The following is a 22,478-nucleotide window of genomic DNA, read 5'->3' on the forward strand; positions in this document are numbered from 1 at the left end:
GCGATGAGCACACGGTAGGGAAAGCGCTCCACGAGGGACAACCGATTAATGATCTCCGAGCTCTCGCCGCACCACGACGGTGAGCTGCAGCAACCCGGCCGTGGCGAGCGCGATCCAGATGATTGTCGCGACCGTGACCAGCTGCGTCAGCGCGAAGCCGAGCAGCAGGCCGAAGATCGCGATGAGCACCCGGGTGGGTCGTTCGGCGACCGTCACGACGCCGATCTCGGCCATCCCGGCGGCGGTGGCGCGGGCCCGCGCGTACTCCTGGAGCCAGCTCGCCGCGCCGGCCGCCACCACCAGCCCGCCGGGCACGCCGGCCAGCCAGAACGCGTACAGCCAGGCGGCCTCGCCGAGCCGGTCGGCCACCGAGTCGTAGACGTAGCCGAGCCGGGTGGCCCGTCCGGTGATCACCGCGACCGCGCCGTCGAGGCCGTCGGCGAGCGCTGCCAGCAGCACCAGCACCGCGCCGGCCAGCAGACCCGCGCGGCCCAGGCTCACCGCGCCGGGCACGGCCAGACACAGAACCAGGCCGGCGGTGGTCACCGCCGACGGTCCGATGCGCTTGGCGCCGAGCCAGGAGCCGATTCCGTACGCCGTGCGCACCCAACCCCGCACGAACGGCGACGCGGTCGCCGGGTTGAATCCGCCGTGCAGCTTCGACCAGGCCGCGCAGTAGTCGTCCCAGGTCACCGCGGTGTCAGGCGGCCGCGGCGACGGTGGCGGGGGCCGGGGTGAGCAGCTGCCACACCTCGCGGGTCGCGGTGGAGCGGTTGAGGGTGATGAAGTGGATGCCGGGCACGCCCTCGTCGAGCAGTTTCTGGCACATCTCGGCGCACGCCTCGATGCCGAGCTCGCGCACCGCGGCCTCGTCGCCGGCGACCCGCTCGAAACGCTCCAGGAGCTTGGCCGGGAACGGCGCGCCGGACAGCTGGGACGACCGCTCGATGGTGGCCATCCGGGTCACCGGCATCACGCCGGGCACGATCGGGGTCTGGCAGCTCGCCGCCGCCACCCGGTCGCGCAGCCGCAGGTATTCGTCGGCGTCGAAGAACATCTGGGTGATCGCGAAGTCGGCGCCGGCCCGGCATTTGCGCACGAAGTTGGCGGTGTCGGTGTCGGTGTCGGCCGAGCGGGGGTGCTTGTAGGGGAACGCGGCCACGCCCACGCTGAAGTCGCCCGACTCCTTCAGGAGCCGGACCAGGTCTTCGGCGTAGAGCACGCCCTCGGGGTGCCGCACCCACTCACCCATCGGGTCGCCGGGCGGGTCACCGCGCACCGCGAGCACGTTGCGGATGCCGGCGCCGGCCAGCCGCCCGATCACGTTGCGCAGCTCGGCGACCGAGTGGTTGACCGCGGTCAGGTGGGCCATCGGCAGCAGCGTGGTCTCGGTGGCGACCCGCTCGGTGACGGCGACCGTGGTGTCGCGGGTGGTGCCGCCCGCGCCGTAGGTGATCGAGACGAAACTCGGCCGCAGCGACTCCAGCTCGCGGATGGCCTTCCACAGCAGCGTCTCGCCCTCGGGCGTCTTGGGCGGAAAGAACTCGAAAGAGAAGGTCGGCGCGGCATGCCGGATGAGCTCACCGATCGCCGGTGTGCCGGGAAGACGTGAGGGAAGTCCGAGAGCCACGTCAAGAACTCTACCGGCCGGGCGTCGGTTAGCGTTTCCCCGTGACCTCCCCTGTCGAAGTGGCCGGCCTGCGACCTCGCGTCGACAAGGCCCTGACCGCCTTCCTCGCCGATCAGCGCACCCGCCTGGCCGGTATCGACCCGGCCCTGGCCGACGTCTCGGACGCGCTCGAGGCGTTCGTGCTGGGCGGCGGCAAGCGGCTGCGCCCGGCGTTCGCCTACTGGGGTTACCGCGGGGCCGGCGGCGCCGACGGCGACGAGGTGGTGGCGGCGGTGGCGGCCCTGGAGCTGGTGCAGGCGAGCGCGCTGATCCACGACGACCTGATGGACCGCTCGGACACCCGGCGCGGCGAGCCGTCGATGCACCGCCGGTTCGAGAGCCGGCACGCCGGGGCCGGATGGCGCGGGGCGTCCGCGTCGTTCGGTGACGCGGCGGCGGTGCTGCTCGGCGACCTGTCGCTGGTCTGGTCGGACGAGCTGCTGCACACCTCGGGGCTGGGCCCGGCCGAGCTGACCCGGGCCCGCCCGGTATTCGACGAGATGCGCACCGAGGTGACCGTGGGTCAGTACCTCGACGTGCTCACCCAGGCGACCGCCGACACGTCGCTGGAGCGGGCCGGCAAGGTGGCCCGGTTCAAGGCCGCGAAGTACACGGTCGAGCGGCCGCTGCTGCTGGGCGCGGCGGTCGCCGGCGCCCCGGCGAGCGTGCACGAGGCGTACACCGCGTTTGGTCTGCCGTTGGGTGAGGCTTTTCAGCTGCGTGACGATGTGCTCGGCGTGTTCGGGGATCCGTCGCAGACCGGCAAGCCGGCCGGCGACGACCTGCGCGAGGGAAAGCGGACGTACCTGGTGGCGGCGGCGTTCGGCGCCCTGGACGACGGCGCGTGGGACGAACTGGACAAAGGACTCGGCGATCAGTCCCTCACCGATGACGGCGTGGAGCGCCTGCGCGCGCTGATCCGGGACAGCGGCGCCCTGGCCGCGACCGAGCAGCGCATCGACGACCTGATGACCGCGTCGCTGTCGGCCCTGGCGGCGGCGCCGATCGACGAGGAGGCGCGCACGGTGCTGCGCGCGCTGGCCGACGCGGCCACCCGCCGGACGGTCTAGCGGCACGGGCTAACGGCGCAGGCTAACGCCGCAGGCGGCGCAGCAACGCGCTGCCCTGACCGGCCTTCGGCTCGCGCTGCACGCCGCGCCGCCCCCACCACACCCACAGGTCCAAAGTCAGAAGAACCAGGGCAAATCCAAAGACCAGATCCTCAACCGGGGCGTACGCGATCCGCACTCCCACAATCGCGTCGGGGTCGTACATCACGATGTTCCGGCCGGTCAGGATGCCGTTCGAGAGCAGCTGAAAGGTGATGATGATCGGGTAGGTGGCCCAGAAGACGGCCCGGCCCAGCAGTCGCACCCGGAACACGAACAGGTCCAGCCCGATCGCCACCAGCGCCCCGGTCAGCGCGGCGGCGGTGTAGCTCACTCGTCACCGGCCAACTCGTCACCGGCCAACTCGTCGCCGGCTGGTTTGTCCAGGACGGCTCGGACGGCCTCGAACCCGAGGATCGCGCAGACCGGCACCACCGCGAAGAACAGCACCTCGTCCAGCGGCAGGCCGCCCGGGAAGACGATGCCGGTGGTCTGCGCCGGATCGAAGTGCCAGTGGCCGGCCGCGATCGCGGCCAGGTCCCAGAGGACGAAGACGATCACCACCGGAACGACGGCCAGCAACAGCCGCCGCCACCGGCGGAAGACGTGCACCCGCAGCACTGGTTCGAGCCAGCTCGCCGCCCCGAGGCAGCCCGCGAGAACCAGCAGGTAGGCGAGGTGCCGCACTAGAAACCCCGCGCCATCAGAAACCCAGAGCTTGCGCGCGCCGCTTCACCTCGCGTGCCCGGTCGCCGCCCAGCCCGAGCGCGGGGTTGCCGTCCACGGTCGGATCGGGCTCGTAGAGCCACCGGAGGGCTTCTTCGTCGTTATACCCGGCGTCGCGTAGCAAGGTCAGGATGCCGGGCAGGTGCTTGAGCACCGTGCTGTTGGCCACGAGCTCCGCGGGGACCTGGCGGACCCCGTCGTGCTTGAGGGCCAGCAGGTGCCCGTCCCGGATCATCTGGTGGACCTTGCTGATCGACACGCCGAGTTTTTCGGACAGGTCCGGCAGGTTGACCCAGGCGGCCGGTCCGGCAGTAACGGAATCGCTCACTCCTACAGCGTGCCAGATCGGAGAACGAACGCGATGAGCCTGTGGCGGAGAGTCCGCGCCGAGCTGACCGGAGCGTGGCGGTCGGTGCGCTACGACATGGGCCGCCGGCCGGTGCAGCCCGCACCGGGCGGGCCGGATATGACGTCGACCGGGATGAATACCTTCGGCGGTCCGGTGTTCGCGGAGTTCGTCCCGCCCCGGCGGCCGCGCCGGGCGCTCGCCGTCACCGGTTTGGGGGTGCTGACCGTGGTCGGTGCGACCGGTGCCTACCTCGGGGTGGTGAACGGACTCGGGTCGCTGCTGAAGGAGCCGTCGGCGGCCGCGGACACGGTGCCGGCCCGACCGGCGGCGACGAGCACCTTCACGCCCAACACCGGGATCGGTCAGGGTCCCGTGCCGGCGGTGCACAGCTCACGCCGTACCCCAGCGGTCGGCCTCGAGCCGGCGGCGGACGCACCCGGCCCGGCCACGACGGACCCGATCCCGTCGCTGCCACCGCAGCCGGCGAACGTGAGTCCGATTCGGACGACAAATACCGCCAAACCCGGATGTCGCTGCGACAGCCCGCCGGTGCCGACACCGACCGCGCCCAGCTCATCGGCCTCGCCGACGCCCTCCGGCAGTGCTTCGCCGAGCGCCTCCGTCTCACCCAGCGAGACGTCGGCCACACCCTCCGATTCGGTCGAACCTAGCGAATCCCCTGATTCCTGGCATCGCCACCGACGGCAGTAAATCCGCTTTTGTCGGGGCAGACAGCCGGTGTGAGCAGCTGGTCCGGACCGCGGGCGTACCCGTTTGGACTCAGCTATGACATCCTGGTCTGCCCCCACCGGAAAGACACATACACTTCACGCCGATGGACACCACAGTCGCCGACACGTTGATCGGCACGACGATTGACGGCCGCTACCGGATCACCGGTCGAGTGGCCCGTGGTGGCATGGCGACCGTCTACACGGCCACCGATCAGCGACTCGAACGCACCGTGGCCCTGAAGATCATTCACCCCTCGCAGGCGACGAATGTCCACTTCGTGGACAGGTTCACCGACGAGGCCAAGACGATCGCCCGGCTCACCCACCCCAACGTCGTGGCCGTGTACGACCAGGGCCGCCACCAGGGCTTGCCCTACCTGGTGATGGAGTACGTGCAGGGTCACACCCTGCGGGACGTGCTCAGCCAGCGCCGCCGTCTCAACCCCAACGAGGCCTGCGCGATCCTCGAGCAGATGCTCGCCGCGATCGCCGCCGCCCACCGGGCCGGCCTGGTCCACCGCGACGTCAAACCGGAGAACGTGCTGGTCGCCGAGGCGCCCAGCGGTGGCGCCGGCAACCTGATCGACGCCGTGGTCAAGGTGGCCGACTTCGGGCTGGCCCGCGCGGTCGAGGCGAGCAGCGTCGACGACTCCGGCCAGCTGATGGCGACCGTGGCCTACGTCGCACCCGAGCTGGTCACCGACGGGCACGCGGACGCGCGCACCGACGTCTACTCGGCCGGCATCGTGCTCTACGAGATGCTCAGCGGCCGCGTCCCATTCGACGGCGACGACCCGGTCGAGGTCGCCTGGCAGCACGTCGACAACGACGTGCCGCCCCCGTCGGCGGTCGTCAAGGGCATCCCCAAGGCGCTCGACGACCTGGTCGCCCGGGCCACCCGCCGCGACCCGGGCGCCCGGCCCACCGACGCCGGTGCCCTGCTCGGCGAGGTCCAGGCGGTCAAGGACGACCTCGGCGCGGCCAGTGTCGAGACCGCCCTGCTGCGTCAGGTGCCGCAGTCCCGGCACGCCGACGCCGACGCGACCGCGATGGTTCCGGCCGTCACCGACGGCTACGGCACCGACCGGCCCACCTGGGCCCGGCTGCCCGAGCAGAGCCGCAACACCCAGGTCTACCGGCGCGGCGACGCCGCCCTGGGCCGTAACACCGGTTTCGACCGGCGGCGCATCCTGCTGTCGGCCGCCATCGCGGTGATGGTGCTGGTGGTCATCGGCAGCACCTGGTGGGTGACGCTGGGTCGCTACACCGAGGCGCCAACCATGGTCAACATGACCAAGGAGCAGGCGCAGCTGTTCGCCCGGCAGAACAACTTCGAGCTGTTCTACGCCGACGGCGCCTACAGCGAGACCGCCCCCAAGGACACCGTGGTCAGCCAAAATCCGGCCGTCAAGGCGCGGATCGTCAACGGCGGCACGATCACGCTGGTGCTGTCGCTGGGCCCGGAGCGGTTCGAGGTGCCCGACCTGGCCGGGCTCGAGCTGACCGCGGCCAAGGCCGAGCTGGATCAGAACGGCCTGAAGGTCAAAGAGGGCACCGCGCAGTACAGCGACACCGTCCCCGAGGGCGCGGTGGTCTCCACCGACCCGGCCAAGGGCACCGAGCTCAAGCGGGGCGACACGGTCACCGTCGTGGTCAGCAAGGGCCGGGCCCCGATCCAGGTGCCCGACCTGGTCGGCAAGAACATCAACGACGCCCGTAACGCGTTGCAGGGGCTGGGCCTGACCGCGGTCGAGCGCTACAAGGACAACGACCAGCCGGCCGACACGGTCATCGCGCAGACCCCCAAGGCGGGCACCGGCGCGGCCAAGGACGCCGAGGTCACCCTGGACGTCAGCAAGGGCCCGCCGCTGGTCGGCGTGCCCGACCTGAACAACCAGCCGTGCCAGCAGGCCGCGGCCACCCTGCAGGGCCTCAACCTGCGGGTGCGCATCGAGGGCTTCAACCAGAACGGCTTCGTCCGCCAGCAGAACCCGGTGAACACCCAGGTGCCGCCGCAGACCGAGGTGGTCATCGCGTGCTTCTAGACCGTCCCATCGGTTCGCACACCAAGACGTCCGGCGGGCTGGCCAAGGCCGCCCTGCCGTACGTGGACGCGGCCGGGTCGGAGACCCTGCAGGTGTACGTCTCCAACTCGCGTGGCTGGGCCCTGCCGCCCGGTGACCCGAAGCAGGACACCCTGTTCCGGGACGGCATCGGCGAGCGCGGTCTCCCGGCGTACATCCATGCCTCTCTGCTGGTGAATTTGGGTTCGCCGACCGAGATGACCGTCGAACGGTCGATCGCGACGCTGGCCCACGCCCTCGACCGGGGCCGGGCGATCGGCGCGGCCGCGGTGGTCTACCACGCGGGCAGCTCGGTCGACCCCGAGCACGACGCCAAGGCGATGCACCAGCTGCGCGAGGCCCTGCTGCCGCTGCTCGACGACGCAGCCGCCCGCGGTCTGCCGAAACTGCTCGTCGAGCCGAGCGCCGGCGGTGGCCGCAGCCTGGCCTCGAAGGTGCAGGACCTGGGCCCCTACCTGGCGGCGGTGGAGCAGCACCCGTGGATGGGCGTCTGCTTCGACACCTGCCACGCCTGGGCGGCCGGGCACGACCTGGCCACTCCCGGCGGGATGACCGCGACGCTGGACACGCTGATCGACACGATCGGCGCCGACCGGCTGATGCTGATCCACGCCAACGACTCGAAGGACGAGTGCGGCTCGACCCGCGACCGGCACGAGACGATCGGCAAGGGCCGCATCGGCGAGGCCGCGTTCGCCGAGCTGATGACCCACCCGGCCGTCGCTGCCGTCCCGGTGATCGTGGAGACGCCGTCGGTCGAGCACGAGGGCCACGCGGCCGACATCGCCCTGCTCAAGTCCCTGCGCTGAGCAGCGCCGACAGCCGGGCGGCCGGGCCGTCCTCGTCGGCGCGCAACGACAGCAACTCCACCCGGTGGACCAGCCGGTCCACCGGCACGCCGGTCAGGCCGTCGTGCGCGGCGACCATGGGCTCGGGCAGCACGGCCAGGCCGTGCCCGGCGGCGACCAGACCGGCCAGCACGGTGGCGTCACAGCCGTCGTAGCGCAGGCTCGCCCGCAGGCCGTCGACCGGCAGCCGGGTGAACGGCGCGATCTCCGGGGCATCGATCCAGTACGCGTCGGCCAGGTCGCCCAGCCCGACCCGCGACCGGCCGTGCAACGGGTGGGTCCGCGGGACCGCCACCACCGCCCGGCTCTCCGCGACGCCGACCGCCCGCGGGCCGCCGGCACCGGGCTCGGGCAGGCGCAGCGGGTCGTTGGGTGCGGTGAAGCCGTCCACCAGGCCGAGGTCGTGCTCGCCGACCGCCACCGCCTCGACAATCTTGTCGCGATCGGCGACCCGGACGTGCGTGCGGAGCAGCGCCGACTCGGCTCGGATGGTGGCGATCGCGGTCGCCACCGGGGCCGCCCAGGACAGCGGGGTCAGCCCGATCACCAGCCGGCCGGGCGGGGCCAGCGCGCGGGCCACGTCGGCGCGAGCCGCCTCCAGGCGTACCAGGATGAGCGCCGCATGTCGTCGCAGCCGCTCGCCGGCCGGGGTCGGCGCGACCGGGCGCCGGGTGAACAGCGAAGTGCCCAGGTCGGCCTCCAGGGTCGCGATCTGCTGCGAGACCGCGGACTGGGTGTATCGCAGGCGCTCGGCGGCGGCCGAGAACGAGCCGGTGTCGGCCACCGCGAGGAAGGTACGGAGCAGGTGCGGATCCACATCAGCGATGCTAATACCGGCCGTACCAATCATCGTTGGACCTTATGTCTCAGGGCGGGCAGCATCGGGGCATGATTTCGATTGCCCTGGTCGGCGACCGGTCGCCCGCCGTGCGAGCCCATTCGCGCATCCCCGCCATCCTCGACGCCCTCCGTGAGCAGGAGCAGATCGACCTCGACGCGTACTGGATCCCGTCGCCCGACGCGGCCGACCCGGCCGCGCTGCGCGGGTTCGCCGGGATCTGGCTGGCGCCCGGCAGCCCGTACCGCAGCGAGGCCGGAGCCGTGACCGCCGCGCACACCGCCCGCACCGCCGGGATTCCGTTCCTCGGCACCTGCGGCGGTTTCCAGCACGCCATGCTGGAGTTCGCCCGCAACGTCTGTGACCTGCCCGGCGCCCGGCACGCCGAGAACGACGAGGGCCCCGGCACCGACGCGCTGATCGCCGAGCTGTCCTGCTCGCTGGTCGGGCACGAGGGCGCGATCAACCTGGCCCCCGGCTCGCGCATCGAGGAGCTGCTGGGCGCGAGCCGCACGGTCGAGCGCTACCACTGCAGCTACGGCATCGCGGCCGGTTACATCGACCGGCTCGCCGCGCACGGCATGCGTTTCTCCGGGCACGACGACTCCGGCGAGGTACGCGTGGCCGAGCTGCCCGGCCACCCGTTCTTCCTGGCCACCCTTTTCCAGCCGGAACTGCACACCGACGGCGTGCACCCGGTGATCCGTGGTTTCGCCCACGCCGCGGTCCTCGCCTCGCTGAGTGAAGGCCGCCTCGCTGAGTGAAGGCCGCCTCGCTGAGTGAAGGCCGCCTCGCTGAGTGAAGGCCATCTCGCTGAGTGAAGGCCGTCTCGCTGAGTAGCGGCCGGGAGGTTGCCGCTGGATGATGGAGCCGATGCTTGCGATGGAAGCGGTTCGGCGGCTGCTCGCGCTGCGACACGGGCGGGCCGAAGATCTGCCCGTGGTGCTGGCGCGGGCCGCGCCGCTGCTCGACGCCGAGTCGGCGGGCGTGCTGCTCATCGACTACGGGCAGCTGGCCCTGTGCCCGCTGCACGGCAGCGCGCCCGGCGACCTGGAATCACAGCCGGTCGAGACGACCGCGGCCGGGCGGTGCTTCACCACCGCGACCGAGACCTACGACGACGGTTACCTCTGGCTGCCGCTGCTGCACGGCGCCGAGCGGCTCGGCGTGCTCGGGCTGGGCGTCAAGGAGATGCCGGGGGCCGACGCCCGGCGCGACCTCGACGTGATCGCGGCCCTGGTCGCCGAGCTGATCGCGAGCCGCCGCTTCTACGGCGACGCGGTCGAGCACACCCGGCGCCGGCTGCCCATGCAGCTGGCCGCCGAGATCATCTGGAACCAGCTGCCGCCGCTCACCTGCGCGGTCGACGGCACCGTGGTGACCGCGGTGCTGGAACCCTGTTACGACGTCGGCGGGGACGCGTTCGACTACGCGGTCAACGGCGACGTGCTGCACGTCGGGCTGTTCGACACGGTGGGGCACGGCATCAGCGCCAGCGCCCTCACCACGCTGACCCTCAACACCTACCGCAACGCCCGCCGGTCCGGGCTGTCGCTCGCCGACACCTGCCGCTCGATCGACAAGTGGATCAACGCGCAGTACCCGGGCAGTTTCGTCACCGCCCTGCTCGTCGAGCTCGACACCGCCACCGGCCACTACCGGCGGATCAGCGCCGGCCACCCGGCCGAGCTGCTGCTGCGCGACGGCCGCCAACTGCCCCCGCTGCGCACCCCGACGACCCTGCCGCTCGGCCTCGGCCACATGCTGGGCCGCGCCCCCGGCATTGTCGAGCAGCAGCTCGAACCGGGCGACACGCTGATCCTCTACACCGACGGGATCACCGAGGCCCGGGACGCGTCCGGCACGCTGTTCGGCCCCGACCGGCTGGCCGACTTCATGATCACTCTGTTGAAGGGGGGCCTGACGGCCCCGGAGATCATGCGCCGGCTGATTCAGGCCATCGTGACGTACGAGGAGGGCGAGCTCCGCGACGACGCTACCGCCGCGATGCTCCAGTGGCGGCACTGAGCCCGGCGGGTTGTCCGGCGGGTTGTCCGGCGGGTTGTCCGGCCACCAGCGCCAGCCGGAACTTGGATTCGTCCTCGGTGCCCGGCACCACGGTGAGAATCACGACCTTCAGGTCGGCGTCGGACATCACGTCGCAGTCGACCTCGATCGGCCCCACCGCCGGGTGCTCGACGACCTTGTGGTCCTCGCGATGCGTGCCGACCGCGCCGGCCGACCACAGCTCGGCGAACCGTGGGTTGCCGTCGGTGAGCGACCGGATCAGCCGGGTCAGGCGCGGGTTGCCCGGGAAGCGGCCGGTGGCCTGCCGCAGGTCGGACACGATCGCCGCCTCCACCTCGTGGTGGGCGTGCGAGACGACCGGCCACTGCGACATCCCCGGCCCGTCGTCGCCGACCGGGAAGGTGTCGCGGGCGAAGTTGCGCAGCGGCACCGGCACCGTCGACGGATCGCCGAGCAGCGCGGCCCAGCCCCGGTTCCACCAGATGACCTGCCAGTCGGCGGCGAACACGGCGACGGCCGCGTCCCCGAGCCGGTTGAGGGCCCGCCGCAGGCCGGGCGGGATGTGCTCGGAGATCTCGCCGCCGGCCGGCGGCACCAGACCGGCCAGCCGGTAGAGATGGTCGCGCTCGGCCACGCTGAGCTGCAACGCCCGCGCCAGCGCGGCCACCACCTGCGCCGACGGCGAGGAAAATCGACCCTGCTCCAGCCGTACGACGTAGTCCACCGAAATGCCGGCCAGGTCGGCGAGCTCCTCCCGGCGCAGCCCGACCGCTCGCCGCGCACGCCCCGCGGGCAGACCGGCCGCCGCCGGGGAGAGCCGATCGCGCCAAGCTCGCAGAGTCACGCCGAGTTCCATGGCAGCGATTCTCGCTCGGAGTCGCGGCCCGAGGGTGGTAACGATGTTCTCTGGATGACTGCGTCCACCGCGCCGACGATGGACGCATGACGATCACCTTCATCACCGGGGCCAACAAGGGCCTCGGCCGCGAGACCGCCCGCCGCCTCATCGAACAGGGCCACACCGTGCTGCTGGGGGCCCGCGACGAGCAGGCCGGCCGCGCCGCGGCATCTTCATTGGGCGCTCGTTTCGTTCGTATTGACGTGACCGACGACGACTCGGTCACTGCGGCGGCTGCCGACGTCGAACAGCACGAAGGCCGGATCGACGTGCTGATCAACAACGCCGGTGTCCACGGCCCGATGGGCGACCCGAGCACCCTGACCGCCGCTGAGGTCCTCGGCGTGCTGGACGTCAACGTGGTCGGCGTGGTGCGGGCCAGCACCGCGTTCCTGCCGCTCCTGCGGCGCTCGGCCGACCCGGTAATCATCAACGTGAGCAGCTCGATGGGCTCCCTGGCCGCCACCCACGACCCGGCCCGCGCCGAGTCCAAGGTGATCGCCGCGCCCTACACGTCCTCGAAGGCCGCGCTGACCATGCTGACCACCCAGTACGCCAAGGCGTTGCCGGACATCCGGATCAACGCGGCCGACCCGGGTTACACGGCGACCGACTTCAACGGCAACTCCGGCCCCCAGACCGTAACCGAGGGCACCGACGCGGTAGTCACCCTGGCCACCGAGGGCCCAGGCCACGGCTCCGGCCGCTTCCTGGACCGAGACGGCGAAATCACCTGGTCCTGACCCGGCCCGCAGCGAGGGCGAGAGCCAGCAGCGCGAGGCCGGCCGCGGGAGCCAGGGCGAACGCGGCGGAGGTGCCCGCGCTGTCGGCGAGGCGGCCGGCCAGCGCGGCAGCGATCGCCGAACCGGCCGCGGTGCTCGAGTTGTTCCAGGTGAACGCCTCGGTGAGGACCGCCGGCCGGACCGACCGCTCGGTCAGGACGGCCAGCAGGACCAGCGTGGGCGGCACCGCCGCCTCGGTCAGCACCGCGGCCGCGCCGAGCCAGACCGGCGACGGCGCGACCGGCAGCAGCAGGGCCGTGCCGGTCAGATAGGCGGTGACGGCGACGAGCTGGACGGTCACCGGGGCGCGGCGCCGGCGCCGCCCGTAGAACCAGCCGGACAGCAGCCCGCCCAGACTCGCGGCCAGGATGATCGGCGCGGCGGCCCCGGGCGTGCCCTGACCGACCGCGAAGGCAGTGATCGCGACGCTGAGCGTGCCGAAGTAGACCCCGACGGCCAGGTGCAGGCCGCCGAGGAGAGGCACGAAGGCCGGCGGCCCGCCGCCGGTGCCCGCTTTTCGAGGGGGCGGGGCGGTGCGGTGCTGGGCGGCCAGGGTCCCGCCGCCGATCAGGATCAGGGCCGCGGCGATCGCGCTGGCCACGGCCGGGTTGCCGGCCGCGCCGAGCCCCGCGACCAGGACCGGCCCGAGCAGAAACGCGGTGGCGTTGGCCAGCGACTCCAACGAGAAGGCGGTAGCCAGCTCACCGGCCCGGTCGGCCGGCTTGGTCTGGTTGGCCTCGTTGGGGCGCAGCAGGTGGGCCCAGCGGGCCGCGGTTAGCGCGCCGAGCTGGGGCACGGCCGCGCCGGCGCAGGTGGCCGCGACGATCATCGCGGCCGGGGTGCGGGCGGCCAGCACGGCCGCGATCGCGGCGCCGTGCGCGACCAGGGCGAACGGCAGGACTCGCGGCTGGCCGAACCGGTCGATCAGGCGGGCCAGGTACGGCCCGAGCAGGGCTTCGGTGACCGCGAACCCGGCGGTGGCCAGGCCCGCCGTCCCGTAGGAGCCGGTGCGGGCATGCACCAACCAGATGAGGCCGAGGCCGGTCATGGCGATGCCGACCCGACCGGCGGCGGCGGAGAGGAAGAAAGCGGCGGCACCCGGGGTGCGCAACAACGGAAGGTACGCGGACGGCATGAGTCCCTCGTCGCCGCCGGACGACGCGGACCACCCGGGGTCGCCGGTGCCGGTGAAGAGGCGCGACCCGTGGCCCGACCGGGACGCTCTCAGGTTGCGGCCGGACGGGACACACGCCCGCGCCGCCACCCCGATCGCCGGGCGGAAGAAATGCACGGCCCGGACCAAGGTGGGACCGGGCGACTGACCGGACTTTATCAAGACAACAGCGGCCGCTGGTTGTCAATTTTGCATTGACAACTGTTAGGCTGGCCAACGTGGTCGAGCTGAGTGAGTTGCGGGCGATTCCGGAGCGGCGGGCGAGCCTGGAGGCCGACGAGCTCGCGCTGATCGACCGGGCCCGCCGGGCCGGCGCCACCTGGGCGGAGATCGCCGAGGCGCTCGGGCTGACCAGCCGGCAGGCGGCGGAGCAGCGGCGATTGCGCTTGGCGGCGACCTTGCGGCCGGTGCGACGAGACCTCGACCGGGCGTACGGCGAAAAGCTCTCCGACCTGCGCGCCGCCGCCGTGGAGCTGCATCGCCGCATCGGCGCCGACCGGCGATGGGATCGCCGGTTCGTCCGGGCCGCCCTCGTGCGGGAGACCCTCGCAGCCGCCCCCGAAGCGCCGGGCGGAGGGCTGTATTCGCTTGTCGATGCCGCTTTGAGTGATCTCGCCGAGGCCGAGCCGGCCCTGCCGGGGCCGACCCGGGCCGCGATCGCCCGGCTCCGGGCCGCCGTGGAGGCCGCGTCGCCGCAGGGTTGACAGATTGCCGCTCAAGTCTTGAGGATGAACCCGGTCGGCTCATTCTCGGGAGGTCGTGCGGTGCGACGGAACGCTGTCCTGTTTGTCGTGATCTCCCTGGTGTCCGGGTTCGGCAGCACCGCGATGACCCTGTCCGCCGGCATCTGGGTCTTCGACCTGACCGGCTCGCCGGGCATCGCGGCCCTGACCGGCCTGTGCGTCTACGCGCCGACGCTGGCCGCACCGTGGCTGGGCGCGCTGGTCGACCGCCTGCCCCGCCGCCCCCTGATGATCTGGACCGACCTGCTGCTCGCCGCGATCATGCTGACCCTGCTCACGGTCACGTCGGCCCGCGAAGCCTGGCTGATCTACGCGGTGCTGCTGGCCCGCGGCGTCAGCTACGTGCTGATCGACGCGGGCGAGACGGCCATCCTGCCGTCCGCCCTGCCACCGGGCCGCCTCGGCGATGTCAACGGCTGGCGCACCAGCGCCCAGGAGGGCATGAAGCTGGTGGCCCCACTGGCCGGCGCCGGCCTCTACGCCTGGGCGGGCCCGACCCCGGTGGTGCTGCTGGCCGCCGCGATGCCCCTGCTGACCGCCGCCTGCTACGCCTTGGTCCGGCTACGACCGCCCACAACGCACCCGGAGGTGGCAGTGCGTTCCCGGCGCGGGGAGATCCGGGAAGGGCTGCGGGCGCTGTTCGGGAATCCGGCGGTGCGGGTGCCGGTGCTTGTCGCGGCGGTGGCCATCGGGCTCTCCGGCCTCACCAACGCGGGGATCCTCGCGCAGGTCGTGCACGGACTGCATCTGCCGGCCACCCGGCTCGGGGTTCTCTCGGCGGCGCAGGGCGCGGGATCCATCGTGAGCGGGATGCTGGCCGGGCGCCTGCTGGCCCGCCGAGGCCCGGCCGTTATCGCGGCGGTGGGTGCGCTGGTCTTCGCCGCCGGCTGCCTGGCCTCGTCGCTGCCCTGGTGGCCGTCGATGATCGCGGGCAGCGTGCTGGGCGGGATCGGCCTGGTCTGGGCGCTGATCGCGGGGATGACCGCGGTCCAGACCGAAACCCCGGACCACCTGCTCGGCCGGGTCGGCGCGACCTCCACCACGGTCATGTTCGGGCCGGTCGCGGTGGCGATCCCGCTCGGCGCGGCGGCCGTCCAACTCGGACCCAGCGTGCCGCTGCTGACCGCCGCCGCCCTGATCCTGCCGGTAGCGCTGCTGACACTCGCCGGCGGCCGCCGCCCCGCAGCGGCGACCGCCAGCTAGTGGCTCAAGCTGGTCAGCGGAGTTCGGCGTTCATTGCGGCCAGGTAGCCGTCGCGCTGGCCGGCGTCGTTGGGGTGGAAAGAGTTGCCGGGTGGGAACGTCACGGCGTTCAGCCACGGGGTCGCCGCGCAGGCGCCGTGGCCGGCGAACAGCGGGCGCACATCCACGTAGCGGAAGCCGGCCGCGGTCGCCTCGGTCTCGATCACCTGGTTCAGGGCGTCGATGGTGTCGTTGATGGCCTCGCGCTCCGGGGTGGTCAGCAGGCTGCAGCCCAACCGTCCGGTGTGGAAGAAGCGGGGATAGCCGAGTACCAGCACCGACGCCTCCGGGGACCGGCCGCGGATCTCCCGGTAGAGCTGCCGCAGCCGGCCGGGCAGCACTGTCCGGGCCAGTTTGCCGCCCTGCGCCGCGCCGGTCAGGCACGGGGCCGGGCGGGGGTCCACGACACAGACCGTCATGGTGCCGGCGAAGCCGACGTCGTTGCCGCCGGCTGTCAGGGTGACCAGCGTGGTCGCCGCGGTCAGCGACGACAGCTGGCTTCGCCGGACGGTCTCGGTGCCGGCTCCGGCGCACGCGGCCAGCACGGCGTCATAACCGGGGTGGGCTTTCGCCCACCGCGCCGGGTAGGAGTTGGTGTTGCGCCGGCAGCCGCCCCCACTCTCACTGCCCGCACTGCCCACCCCGGCGGAGTACGAGTCACCCAGCGCGACATAGCGCAGCTCCGCGCGGCCGGCCATGGCGCACGCCGGGTCGACCACCAGGGACAGGACGAGCGCGAGGGCGGCGACGGTACGCGGCCGGAACAGTCTCACAAGTTGATCAACGCGCTACTGGCCGATCAGGGTGCGGTAGGCGGTGATGTCGGCCGGGTCGGTGGTCGCGCATCCCAGGTAGCCGTCCGGGCGTACCAGGAAGAGCGTCGGTTCCCGTACGGCATAGGCCTTGATCGTCTCTGGATCGGAGATCCGGTGGGCCGGGTCGAAGGGCAGGTCGCCGTCCCAGCCGAAGGCCAGCAGGGTGGCGTGCGGGCCGCGCAGCAGGTCGAAGACGCGGCGACCGTCGGGCAGCAGGCCGTCGGGCGCGCGGTCGCCGGCCCGGACCGGACCCGGCGTCGCGCGATGTTCGGCGGCCAGCGGACCGCCCCGGTAGGTGAGGGACAGCTGGCGCAGGACCGGATCGTCGCGGCGCATCGCGTCGTCCTCGCCGTCGACGTGACGCTGGTGCAGGCGGGTGCTGATGCCCAGCACGCCGGCCGCGACGGGCAGGCGTTCCGTCTCGTACGTCTGCAGCAGTTGATCGTCGCCGACCGCGAGTTTCCAGCCCAGGTTCCAAGCGTCCTGGATGCCGGTGTTCAGGCCCTGGCCGCCGGCCGGGGAATGGACGTGGGCGGCGTCGCCGGCCAGGAAGACGTTCCCGACCCGGTAGCGGGCGACCATCCGGATGTTGGCCCGGAAATGCGATGTCCAGCCGATGTGGGTGACCGTGAGTGACGGGTCGACCGAGGCGACCAGGTCCTCGACGGACTGGTCGGTGGGCGGGGCGGTGAGCTGGAAATCGTCGGTGCCGGGGAGCGGGCACAGGCCGAGCCGGAACGATCTGGCGTCGGCGCCGGGCCAGATGTGCCAGTTGTCGCGGTCCAGGCCGTCGATCCGGACATCGGCGATGAGCAGCCGCTCGGTCTCGTGGGTCTCGCCCTCGAACGGCACGCCGAGCTGCTGCCGGACGGTGCTGCGGCCGCCGTCAGCGCCGACCAGGTAACGGCAGGTGACGGTCTCGCCGGTGTCCAGAGTGACGTGCACGCCGGCTTCGTCCTGGGTGAACGACGTCAGGCCGGTGCCGTACTCGATCGGGACGCCGTCGGCGAGCAGGGACGAGGTGCGCCACTGCGGAACCATCAGCAGATTCGGGTACGGCACCTGGGGTGTCGGGTCGTGCAGTTCATCCATCCGCTGCCGCATCGAGGCGCCGCCGGGCAGGTGGATGAGCAGTTCCGGGTAGTCCCCGCCGTACTTCCGGAAGTCGGTTATCAGGCCCAGGTCGTCGAGGATCTCCTGGGTGCGGGGCTGCAAGCCCTTGCCCCGGGAGCCGGTGAACGGCGTCGTCTCCTTCTCGACGATGCGGAACGGGACGCCGCGGCGCTGGAGTTCGCGGGCCAGGGTGAGGCCGGTGGGTCCGGCGCCGGCGATCATGATGAATCCAGATTCAGTGAACATGGATTCACCGTACGGCAGGTTGATATTCTGCGTCAATGGCGGAGACGGGTGTGCGCAAGCTGCGGGCGGCGCAGACCGAGGTGGAGCTGAAGGCCGCGGCGATCCGGGTGTTCGGGCGGGTCGGCTACCTCAACGCCAAGATCACCGACATCACCGCCGAGGCGGGCCGGGCGACCGGGTCGTTCTACCAGCACTTCGCGAGCAAGGAGAAGCTGCTCGAAGCGTTGTTGGCCGACCTGCTGCTCGAGGGGGACGAGTCGGCGGCGGCGCCGGGGCACGGCGAGGATTTCCGCGACCGGGCCGCGGTCCGCTATCACGTGGCCGCGTTCTGGGGCTTCTACCGGCGGCATCACGTGGTGATGGAGGCGCTGCGGCAGGCGGCGATCGTCGACCCGGAGTTCGAGCGGGTCGTTCAGTCGATGATGGAGCCCGATCGCGGGCACATCGCCGCGCACCTGGCGAAGCTCGACCTGCCGGGGGAGCCGCTCGTCATCGCGTCGATCTTCGGGACGCTGGTGTCGGGATTCGCGGCGGAGTGGATGTCGAAGCTGCCGGATGACGAGGCCATCGAGACGCTGACCTCGTTCATCTACGGGGGCATCGGCGGCAGGTGATTGGCCGGACCGGGCACGCCGTTGTGCCCGGACCGGAGATCAACTGTTGCTGTTGCGCAGTGCCTTGCGGTAATCGCTGTTCAGGCGGCCGATCAGAGTCAGCGGAATGCCCTTCGGGCAGACCGTGGTGCACTCGCCGGCGTTGGTGCAGCCGCCGAAGCCGGCGTCGTCCTGCGCCTGCAGCATGTCCAGCACCCGGGTGTCCCGTTCCGGCTGGCCCTGCGGCACCAGGCCCAGGTGGGCCACCTTGGCCGCGGTGAACAGCATCGCCGAACCGTTCGGGCAGGCCGCGACGCAGGCGCCGCAGCCGATGCAGGTGGCCGCCTCGAACGCCAGGTCGGCGTCCTTCTTCGGCACCGGCGTCGAGTGCGCCTCGGGGGCGGCCCCGGTCGGCGCGGTGATGTACCCACCGGCCTGGATGATCCGGTCGAACGCGCTGCGGTCCACCACCAGGTCCTTGATGACCGGGAAGGCGGCGGCCCGCCACGGCTCGACGTCGATCACGTCGCCGTTCTTGAAGTGCCGCATGTGCAGCTGGCAGGTCGTGGTGGCCCGCTCGGGGCCGTGCGCCACGCCGTCGATGACCATGCTGCACGCGCCGCAGATGCCCTCACGGCAGTCGTGGTCGAACGCGACCGGGTCGTCGCCGTCGAGGATCAGCTTCTCGTTCAGGACGTCGAGCATCTCCAGGAAGGATGCGTCGGGGGAGATGTCCTTGACGTCGTAGGTCACCATCCGGCCCTTGTCGGACGAGTCGGTCTGGCGCCACACGCGAACCTGGATGTCCATTACTTGTAGCTCCGGGTGCTCGGGTGGACGTACTCGAATTCGAGCTGTTCCTTGTGCAGGGTGGGCTTCTGGTCGGCGCCGAAGTACTCCCAGGCCGCCGCGTACGCGAACTCGTCGTCGTGGCGCAGCGCCTCGCCGTCCGGGGTCTGCGACTCGGCCCGGAAGTGGCCGCCGCAGGACTCCCGGCGGTGCAGCGCGTCGATGCACATCAGCTCGCCCAGCTCGAAGAAGTCGGCCACCCGGCCGGCCTTCTCCAGGTTCTGGTTGAGCTGCTCGCCGGTGCCCGGCACCTTGACCCGCTGCCAGAACTCGTCCTTCAGCGCCCGGATCAGGCCGATGGCCTTGGTCAGGCCCTCCTCGGTGCGCTCCATCCCGCAGTACTCCCACATGATGTGGCCGAGCTCGCGGTGGAAGGAGTCGACCGTGCGGTCGCCGTCGATGGAGAGGAACTTGTTGAGGCGCTCCTCGACCGCGGTGCGGGCGGCGACGACCTCCTCGTGATCCTCGGAGATCTTCTCGTACGGCCCGCTCGCCAGGTAGTTGCCGAGCGTGGTGGGCAGCACGAAGTAGCCGTCGCCGAGACCCTGCATCAGCGCGGACGCGCCGAGCCGGTTGGCGCCGTGGTCGGAGAAGTTGGCCTCACCCACCACGAACAGACCCGGGATCGTCGACTGCAGGTCGTAGTCGACCCACAGGCCACCCATCGTGTAGTGCACCGCCGGGTAGATCCGCATCGGCGTTTTATAAGGATCCTCGCCGGTGATCCGCTGGTACATCTCGAACAGGTTGCCGTACTTGGCCTCGACCGCCTTCTGGCCGAGCCGCGCGATCGCGTCCGCGAAGTCCAGGTAGACACCCAGCCCGCCGGGGCCGACGCCGCGGCCCTCGTCGCAGACGTTCTTGGCGGCCCGGGACGCGATGTCGCGCGGCACCAGGTTGCCGAAGGCCGGGTAGATCCGCTCGAGGTAGTAGTCGCGGTCCTCCTCGGGGATGTCGCCCGGTTTTCTGGAATCCCCGGCGGCGAGCGGCACCCACACCCGGCCGTCGTTGCGCAGCGACTCGCTCATCAGGGTGAGCTTGCTCTGGTGGGTGCCCGACTCGGGGATGCAGGTCGGGTGGATCTGGGTGTAGCAGGGGTTCGCGAACAGCGCGCCCTTGCGGTGCGCCCGCCACGAGGCGGTGACGTTGCAGCCCTTGGCGTTGGTGGAGAGGAAGAAGACGTTGCCGTAACCGCCGGAGGCCAGCACGACCGCGTCGGCCATCTCGGTGGTGATCTCGCCGGTGACCATGTCCCGTACGACGATGCCGCGGGCCTTGCCGTCCACCACGATCAGCTCGAGCATCTCGTGCCGGGTGTTCATCTCGATGTTGCCGAGGCCGACCTGCCGCTCCACCGCCTGGTAGGCGCCGAGCAGCAGCTGCTGACCGGTTTGGCCCCGGGCGTAGAACGTGCGGGACACCTGGGTGCCGCCGAACGAGCGGTTGTCCAGCAGGCCGCCGTACTCGCGGGCGAACGGCACGCCCTGGGCCACGCACTGGTCGATGATGTTCACCGACACGCTGGCCAGCCGGTACACGTTCGACTCGCGGGCGCGGAAGTCGCCACCCTTGACGGTGTCGTAGAACAGCCGGTAGATCGAGTCGCCGTCGTTGCGGTAGTTCTTGGCCGCGTTGATGCCACCCTGCGCCGCGATCGAGTGCGCCCGGCGCGGGCTGTCCTGGTAGCAGTACGACTTGACGTGGTAACCGGCCTCGGCCAGGGTCGCCGCGGCCGAGCCGCCGGCCAGGCCGGTGCCGACCACGATCACCGTGAGCTTGCGGCGGTTGGCCGGGTTGACCAGCTTGGCGGAGAACTTACGGCGCTCCCAGCGGGTCTCGATCGGCCCGTCCGGGGCGGCGGTGTCGGCGATCGGGTCGCCGTCGTTCCAGAAGTCAGTCATCTGAATCAATCCACCAATCCGGTCATGACCGCGAACGGCACGCTCAGGTAACCGACGACCAGAACAACCGAGAGGACCAGGGCGGAGGCCCGGGCGATCCGCTCACCGCGGGCGGTCTGCTGACCCAGGGTGCGTACGGCGCTGAAGATGCCGTGCCGCAGGTGGAAGCCGACCGCCACGATCGCGAGTGTGTAGAACAGCGTTACGTACCAGCGGTCGAGCGCGAAGTCGGCGACCACGTTCGCGTACGGGTGAGCCTTGTCCCCGACCGGGTTGAGCGTGCCGGTGGTCAGGTCGAGGATGTGGAAGATCACGAAGAGCAGCACGATCACGCCGCCCCAGCGCATCGTGCGGGCCGCGTAGCTGCCCTGCACCTTGGGCCGGTGCACGTACTTGACCGGCCGGGCCGCCGAGGCCCGGCGAGCCAGGATCACCGCCGAGGCGATGTGCGCGATCACCGCGACGGTCAGGCCACCCCGCTGGATCCACAGGAACCAGGTCTTGGGCAGCAGCGGCGTGGCGATGGTCCGCAGCCAGTGCGCGTAGTGATCGAAGGCTTCCTCCCCGAAGAAGATCTTCAGGTTGCCGATCATGTGCAGGTACAGGAACAGGATCAGCATGATGCCGGTCACGGCCATGATGATCTTCAGCAGAACGGACGAGGTCCGTTTCTTGCTGCGCGAAGGCGCGACCGCCGCCTGGGGAACTTTCGTGTCTACCGCCACAGGAATGACGGTATGAAGTCCCTGGCCCATTCGTCTAATGCATGATCGGGTAGGTAACGATAGAGATAGGCTATCGAAGTGCAGCTCCAGCAGCTTCGTTACTTCTTGGCAGTCGTAGAAACCCGACATTTCACCCAAGCAGCTGACAATCTGGGCGTCTCTCAGCCAACGTTAAGTAAGCAGATTCACACGCTGGAACAGAGCCTCGGCGCGCCGCTCTTCGAACGCATCCGGGGCGCCGCCACCCTGACGGTGGCCGGCGAGACCCTGCTGCCGATGGCCCAGCGCATGGTGGCGGACGCCGACGCCGCCCGCGAGGCGGTCCAGGACATCGTCGGCCTGCGCCGAGGAGACGTACGCCTGGGCGCGACCCCCAGCCTCTGCTCCTCGCTGGTCCCCGAGGTGCTGCGCACCTTCCGAGCCGGACACCCCGACATCCAGCTGTACGTGAACGAGGGCAGCTCCCAGGACCTGATCGAGAACCTCCTGGCCCACACGCTGGACCTGGCCCTGATCGTGCAGCCCGACGGCGGCGTGGACGAGGCCCTGACCACCACCCCCGTGCTCCGCGAGAGCCTGGTGGTGGCGTCGGCCTTCGACCGCCCGCCCCCCACCACGCACGGCCAGATAGCCCTCTCCGAGCTGGAGCACACCCCGCTGGTCATGTTCCGGGCCGGCTACGACATCCGAGGGGTCACCCTGGAGGCCTGCCGCCAGGCGGGTTTCACCCCGAAGTTCGCGGTGGAGGGCGGCGAGATGGACGCGGTGCTGGCCTTCGTGGAGGCCGGCTTGGGCGTGGCCCTGGTCCCAAGCATGGTGCTGGCCAACCGCCCCATGCTGCGAGCGACGCCGCTGGCGCCCCCCGGCATGCGCCGGACGATAGCTTTGGCCCACCGCAAACGCTCAGTGCTTCCTCATGCAGCAGAGGCGCTGCGTACGACGTTGCTCGCGCACGTGGCTACGGAAGAGCTGCCCTCCGGCGTACGCCCACTCTAGAAGCGCGTCCCGTTTCG

24 protein-coding genes are annotated in these 22,478 nt (G+C 71.2%); 11 read left to right on the top strand and 13 right to left on the bottom strand.

Annotated features, from left to right (window positions below; translation table 11 throughout):
* Window positions 1–45: 45 nt before the first annotated feature.
* Together Ate02nite_RS19345 and metF are read right to left on the bottom strand one after the other, a co-directional pair.
* A complete protein-coding gene (locus Ate02nite_RS19345; RefSeq protein ID WP_203807436.1) occupies window positions 46–693 on the bottom strand; it encodes a CDP-alcohol phosphatidyltransferase family protein in 648 nt (215 codons plus the stop codon).
* Window positions 694–700: 7 nt separating this feature from the next.
* The gene (gene metF, locus Ate02nite_RS19350; RefSeq protein WP_203807438.1) at window positions 701–1,630 is read right to left on the bottom strand and encodes a methylenetetrahydrofolate reductase [NAD(P)H]; all 930 of its coding nucleotides are present in this window, start codon (window positions 1,628–1,630) and stop codon (window positions 701–703) included.
* A gap of 41 nt (window positions 1,631–1,671) precedes the next feature.
* On the opposite strand from metF, the gene Ate02nite_RS19355 reads away from it, so the two are divergent.
* Window positions 1,672–2,739, top strand: a complete 1,068-nt coding sequence (locus Ate02nite_RS19355) for a polyprenyl synthetase family protein (RefSeq protein ID WP_203807439.1) — start codon at window positions 1,672–1,674, stop codon at window positions 2,737–2,739.
* 22 nt (window positions 2,740–2,761) lie between these two features.
* Here the strand turns inward: Ate02nite_RS19355 and Ate02nite_RS19360 are convergent, their stop codons facing one another.
* The 3 genes from Ate02nite_RS19360 to Ate02nite_RS19370 are packed head-to-tail and all read right to left on the bottom strand — an operon-like array spanning window position 2,762 to window position 3,832.
* Window positions 2,762–3,112, bottom strand: a complete 351-nt coding sequence (locus tag Ate02nite_RS19360; protein WP_203807441.1) for a lycopene cyclase domain-containing protein — start codon at window positions 3,110–3,112, stop codon at window positions 2,762–2,764.
* Window positions 3,109–3,465 carry a lycopene cyclase domain-containing protein gene (locus Ate02nite_RS19365; RefSeq protein ID WP_203807443.1) on the bottom strand — a complete coding sequence of 119 codons (357 nt, stop codon included), beginning with the start codon at window positions 3,463–3,465 and terminating at the stop codon, window positions 3,109–3,111. The genes Ate02nite_RS19360 and Ate02nite_RS19365 overlap by 4 nt, the downstream gene beginning before the upstream one ends.
* Window positions 3,466–3,481: 16 nt before the next feature.
* Window positions 3,482–3,832 carry an Rv2175c family DNA-binding protein gene (locus Ate02nite_RS19370; protein ID WP_203807446.1) on the bottom strand — a complete coding sequence of 117 codons (351 nt, stop codon included), beginning with the start codon at window positions 3,830–3,832 and terminating at the stop codon, window positions 3,482–3,484.
* 33 nt (window positions 3,833–3,865) lie between these two features.
* Between Ate02nite_RS19370 and Ate02nite_RS19375 the strand changes: the two genes are divergently transcribed.
* The 3 genes from Ate02nite_RS19375 to Ate02nite_RS19385 all read left to right on the top strand — a co-directional run bounded on the left by Ate02nite_RS19375 (window position 3,866) and on the right by Ate02nite_RS19385 (window position 7,480).
* On the top strand, window positions 3,866–4,564 hold the full coding sequence (locus Ate02nite_RS19375) for a hypothetical protein (RefSeq protein WP_203807448.1): 699 nt from the start codon (window positions 3,866–3,868) through the stop codon (window positions 4,562–4,564).
* 124 nt (window positions 4,565–4,688) lie between these two features.
* Complete coding sequence (pknB, locus tag Ate02nite_RS19380; RefSeq protein ID WP_203807450.1) at window positions 4,689–6,632, top strand: Stk1 family PASTA domain-containing Ser/Thr kinase; 1,944 nt, start codon at window positions 4,689–4,691, stop codon at window positions 6,630–6,632.
* A complete protein-coding gene (locus Ate02nite_RS19385) occupies window positions 6,623–7,480 on the top strand; it encodes a deoxyribonuclease IV (RefSeq protein WP_203807452.1) in 858 nt (285 codons plus the stop codon). Before pknB ends, Ate02nite_RS19385 begins: the two co-directional genes overlap by 10 nt.
* Here Ate02nite_RS19385 and Ate02nite_RS19390 read toward each other — a convergent pair.
* Window positions 7,464–8,336 carry a LysR family transcriptional regulator gene (locus tag Ate02nite_RS19390; RefSeq protein ID WP_203807455.1) on the bottom strand — a complete coding sequence of 291 codons (873 nt, stop codon included), beginning with the start codon at window positions 8,334–8,336 and terminating at the stop codon, window positions 7,464–7,466. The genes Ate02nite_RS19385 and Ate02nite_RS19390 overlap by 17 nt on opposite strands.
* 71 nt (window positions 8,337–8,407) lie before the next feature.
* On the opposite strand from Ate02nite_RS19390, the gene Ate02nite_RS19395 reads away from it, so the two are divergent.
* Both Ate02nite_RS19395 and Ate02nite_RS19400 read left to right on the top strand, forming a co-directional pair.
* Entirely contained in the window at window positions 8,408–9,121 is a 714-nt protein-coding gene (locus tag Ate02nite_RS19395) for a CTP synthase C-terminal region-related (seleno)protein (RefSeq protein WP_203807457.1), read from the top strand.
* A 109-nt stretch (window positions 9,122–9,230) separates the two neighbouring features.
* A complete protein-coding gene (locus Ate02nite_RS19400; RefSeq protein ID WP_203807459.1) occupies window positions 9,231–10,385 on the top strand; it encodes a PP2C family protein-serine/threonine phosphatase in 1,155 nt (384 codons plus the stop codon).
* On the opposite strand, the gene Ate02nite_RS19405 is transcribed toward Ate02nite_RS19400, so the two are convergent.
* Window positions 10,354–11,229 (bottom strand): helix-turn-helix domain-containing protein, encoded by an 876-nt coding sequence (locus Ate02nite_RS19405; protein ID WP_239147521.1) that lies wholly within the window; start codon window positions 11,227–11,229, stop codon window positions 10,354–10,356. The two genes, Ate02nite_RS19400 and Ate02nite_RS19405, sit on opposite strands and share 32 nt — an antisense overlap.
* A gap of 98 nt (window positions 11,230–11,327) precedes the next feature.
* Between Ate02nite_RS19405 and Ate02nite_RS19410 the strand changes: the two genes are divergently transcribed.
* A complete protein-coding gene (locus Ate02nite_RS19410; protein WP_203807463.1) occupies window positions 11,328–12,026 on the top strand; it encodes an SDR family NAD(P)-dependent oxidoreductase in 699 nt (232 codons plus the stop codon).
* On the opposite strand, the gene Ate02nite_RS19415 is transcribed toward Ate02nite_RS19410, so the two are convergent.
* Window positions 12,013–13,356: an MFS transporter gene (locus Ate02nite_RS19415; protein WP_203807465.1), complete on the bottom strand. Its 1,344-nt coding sequence runs from the start codon at window positions 13,354–13,356 to the stop codon at window positions 12,013–12,015. The two genes, Ate02nite_RS19410 and Ate02nite_RS19415, sit on opposite strands and share 14 nt — an antisense overlap.
* A gap of 101 nt (window positions 13,357–13,457) precedes the next feature.
* On the opposite strand from Ate02nite_RS19415, the gene Ate02nite_RS19420 reads away from it, so the two are divergent.
* Both Ate02nite_RS19420 and Ate02nite_RS19425 read left to right on the top strand, forming a co-directional pair.
* Window positions 13,458–13,943: a hypothetical protein gene (locus tag Ate02nite_RS19420; RefSeq protein WP_203807467.1), complete on the top strand. Its 486-nt coding sequence runs from the start codon at window positions 13,458–13,460 to the stop codon at window positions 13,941–13,943.
* Between the two features lie 60 nt (window positions 13,944–14,003).
* The gene (locus Ate02nite_RS19425; RefSeq protein ID WP_203807469.1) at window positions 14,004–15,185 is read left to right on the top strand and encodes an MFS transporter; all 1,182 of its coding nucleotides are present in this window, start codon (window positions 14,004–14,006) and stop codon (window positions 15,183–15,185) included.
* A gap of 13 nt (window positions 15,186–15,198) precedes the next feature.
* Here Ate02nite_RS19425 and Ate02nite_RS19430 read toward each other — a convergent pair whose 3' ends face one another.
* Together Ate02nite_RS19430 and Ate02nite_RS19435 are read right to left on the bottom strand one after the other, a co-directional pair.
* Window positions 15,199–15,996 carry an SGNH/GDSL hydrolase family protein gene (locus Ate02nite_RS19430; RefSeq protein ID WP_203807471.1) on the bottom strand — a complete coding sequence of 266 codons (798 nt, stop codon included), beginning with the start codon at window positions 15,994–15,996 and terminating at the stop codon, window positions 15,199–15,201.
* Between the two features lie 15 nt (window positions 15,997–16,011).
* Window positions 16,012–17,397 carry an FAD-dependent monooxygenase gene (locus Ate02nite_RS19435; protein ID WP_203807473.1) on the bottom strand — a complete coding sequence of 462 codons (1,386 nt, stop codon included), beginning with the start codon at window positions 17,395–17,397 and terminating at the stop codon, window positions 16,012–16,014.
* Window positions 17,398–17,432: 35 nt separating this feature from the next.
* On the opposite strand from Ate02nite_RS19435, the gene Ate02nite_RS19440 reads away from it, so the two are divergent.
* Complete coding sequence (locus Ate02nite_RS19440) at window positions 17,433–18,011, top strand: TetR/AcrR family transcriptional regulator (protein ID WP_203807475.1); 579 nt, start codon at window positions 17,433–17,435, stop codon at window positions 18,009–18,011.
* A 39-nt stretch (window positions 18,012–18,050) separates the two neighbouring features.
* Here Ate02nite_RS19440 and Ate02nite_RS19445 read toward each other — a convergent pair whose 3' ends face one another.
* Genes Ate02nite_RS19445 through Ate02nite_RS19455 form a run of 3 tightly spaced genes read right to left on the bottom strand, consistent with a single transcriptional unit; the run spans window position 18,051 to window position 21,393 of the window.
* Complete coding sequence (locus tag Ate02nite_RS19445; protein ID WP_203807477.1) at window positions 18,051–18,800, bottom strand: succinate dehydrogenase/fumarate reductase iron-sulfur subunit; 750 nt, start codon at window positions 18,798–18,800, stop codon at window positions 18,051–18,053.
* Window positions 18,800–20,740, bottom strand: a complete 1,941-nt coding sequence (locus Ate02nite_RS19450) for a fumarate reductase/succinate dehydrogenase flavoprotein subunit (protein WP_203807479.1) — start codon at window positions 20,738–20,740, stop codon at window positions 18,800–18,802. Before Ate02nite_RS19450 ends, Ate02nite_RS19445 begins: the two co-directional genes overlap by 1 nt.
* Window positions 20,741–20,745: 5 nt before the next feature.
* Window positions 20,746–21,393 carry a succinate dehydrogenase cytochrome b subunit gene (locus Ate02nite_RS19455; RefSeq protein ID WP_275422922.1) on the bottom strand — a complete coding sequence of 216 codons (648 nt, stop codon included), beginning with the start codon at window positions 21,391–21,393 and terminating at the stop codon, window positions 20,746–20,748.
* 144 nt (window positions 21,394–21,537) lie between these two features.
* On the opposite strand from Ate02nite_RS19455, the gene Ate02nite_RS19460 reads away from it, so the two are divergent.
* Window positions 21,538–22,461, top strand: a complete 924-nt coding sequence (locus tag Ate02nite_RS19460) for a LysR family transcriptional regulator (RefSeq protein ID WP_203807703.1) — start codon at window positions 21,538–21,540, stop codon at window positions 22,459–22,461.
* Window positions 22,462–22,478: the final 17 nt, after the last annotated feature.

The organism is Paractinoplanes tereljensis (assembly GCF_016862435.1).
Classification (GTDB): Bacteria; Actinomycetota; Actinomycetes; order Mycobacteriales; family Micromonosporaceae; genus Actinoplanes; species Actinoplanes tereljensis.

Coding starts and splice junctions, on each gene's coding strand:
- Ate02nite_RS19375 (WP_203807448.1), top strand. CDS start 3,866: ATGAGCCTGTGGCGGAGAGTCCGCGCCGAGCTGACCGGAGCGTGGCGG.
- pknB (WP_203807450.1), top strand. CDS start 4,689: ATGGACACCACAGTCGCCGACACGTTGATCGGCACGACGATTGACGGC.
- Ate02nite_RS19395 (WP_203807457.1), top strand. CDS start 8,408: ATGATTTCGATTGCCCTGGTCGGCGACCGGTCGCCCGCCGTGCGAGCC.
- Ate02nite_RS19400 (WP_203807459.1), top strand. CDS start 9,231: ATGCTTGCGATGGAAGCGGTTCGGCGGCTGCTCGCGCTGCGACACGGG.
- Ate02nite_RS19410 (WP_203807463.1), top strand. CDS start 11,328: ATGACGATCACCTTCATCACCGGGGCCAACAAGGGCCTCGGCCGCGAG.
- Ate02nite_RS19435 (WP_203807473.1), bottom strand. CDS start 17,397: ATGTTCACTGAATCTGGATTCATCATGATCGCCGGCGCCGGACCCACC.
- Ate02nite_RS19440 (WP_203807475.1), top strand. CDS start 17,433: ATGGCGGAGACGGGTGTGCGCAAGCTGCGGGCGGCGCAGACCGAGGTG.
- Ate02nite_RS19445 (WP_203807477.1), bottom strand. CDS start 18,800: ATGGACATCCAGGTTCGCGTGTGGCGCCAGACCGACTCGTCCGACAAG.
- Ate02nite_RS19450 (WP_203807479.1), bottom strand. CDS start 20,740: ATGACTGACTTCTGGAACGACGGCGACCCGATCGCCGACACCGCCGCC.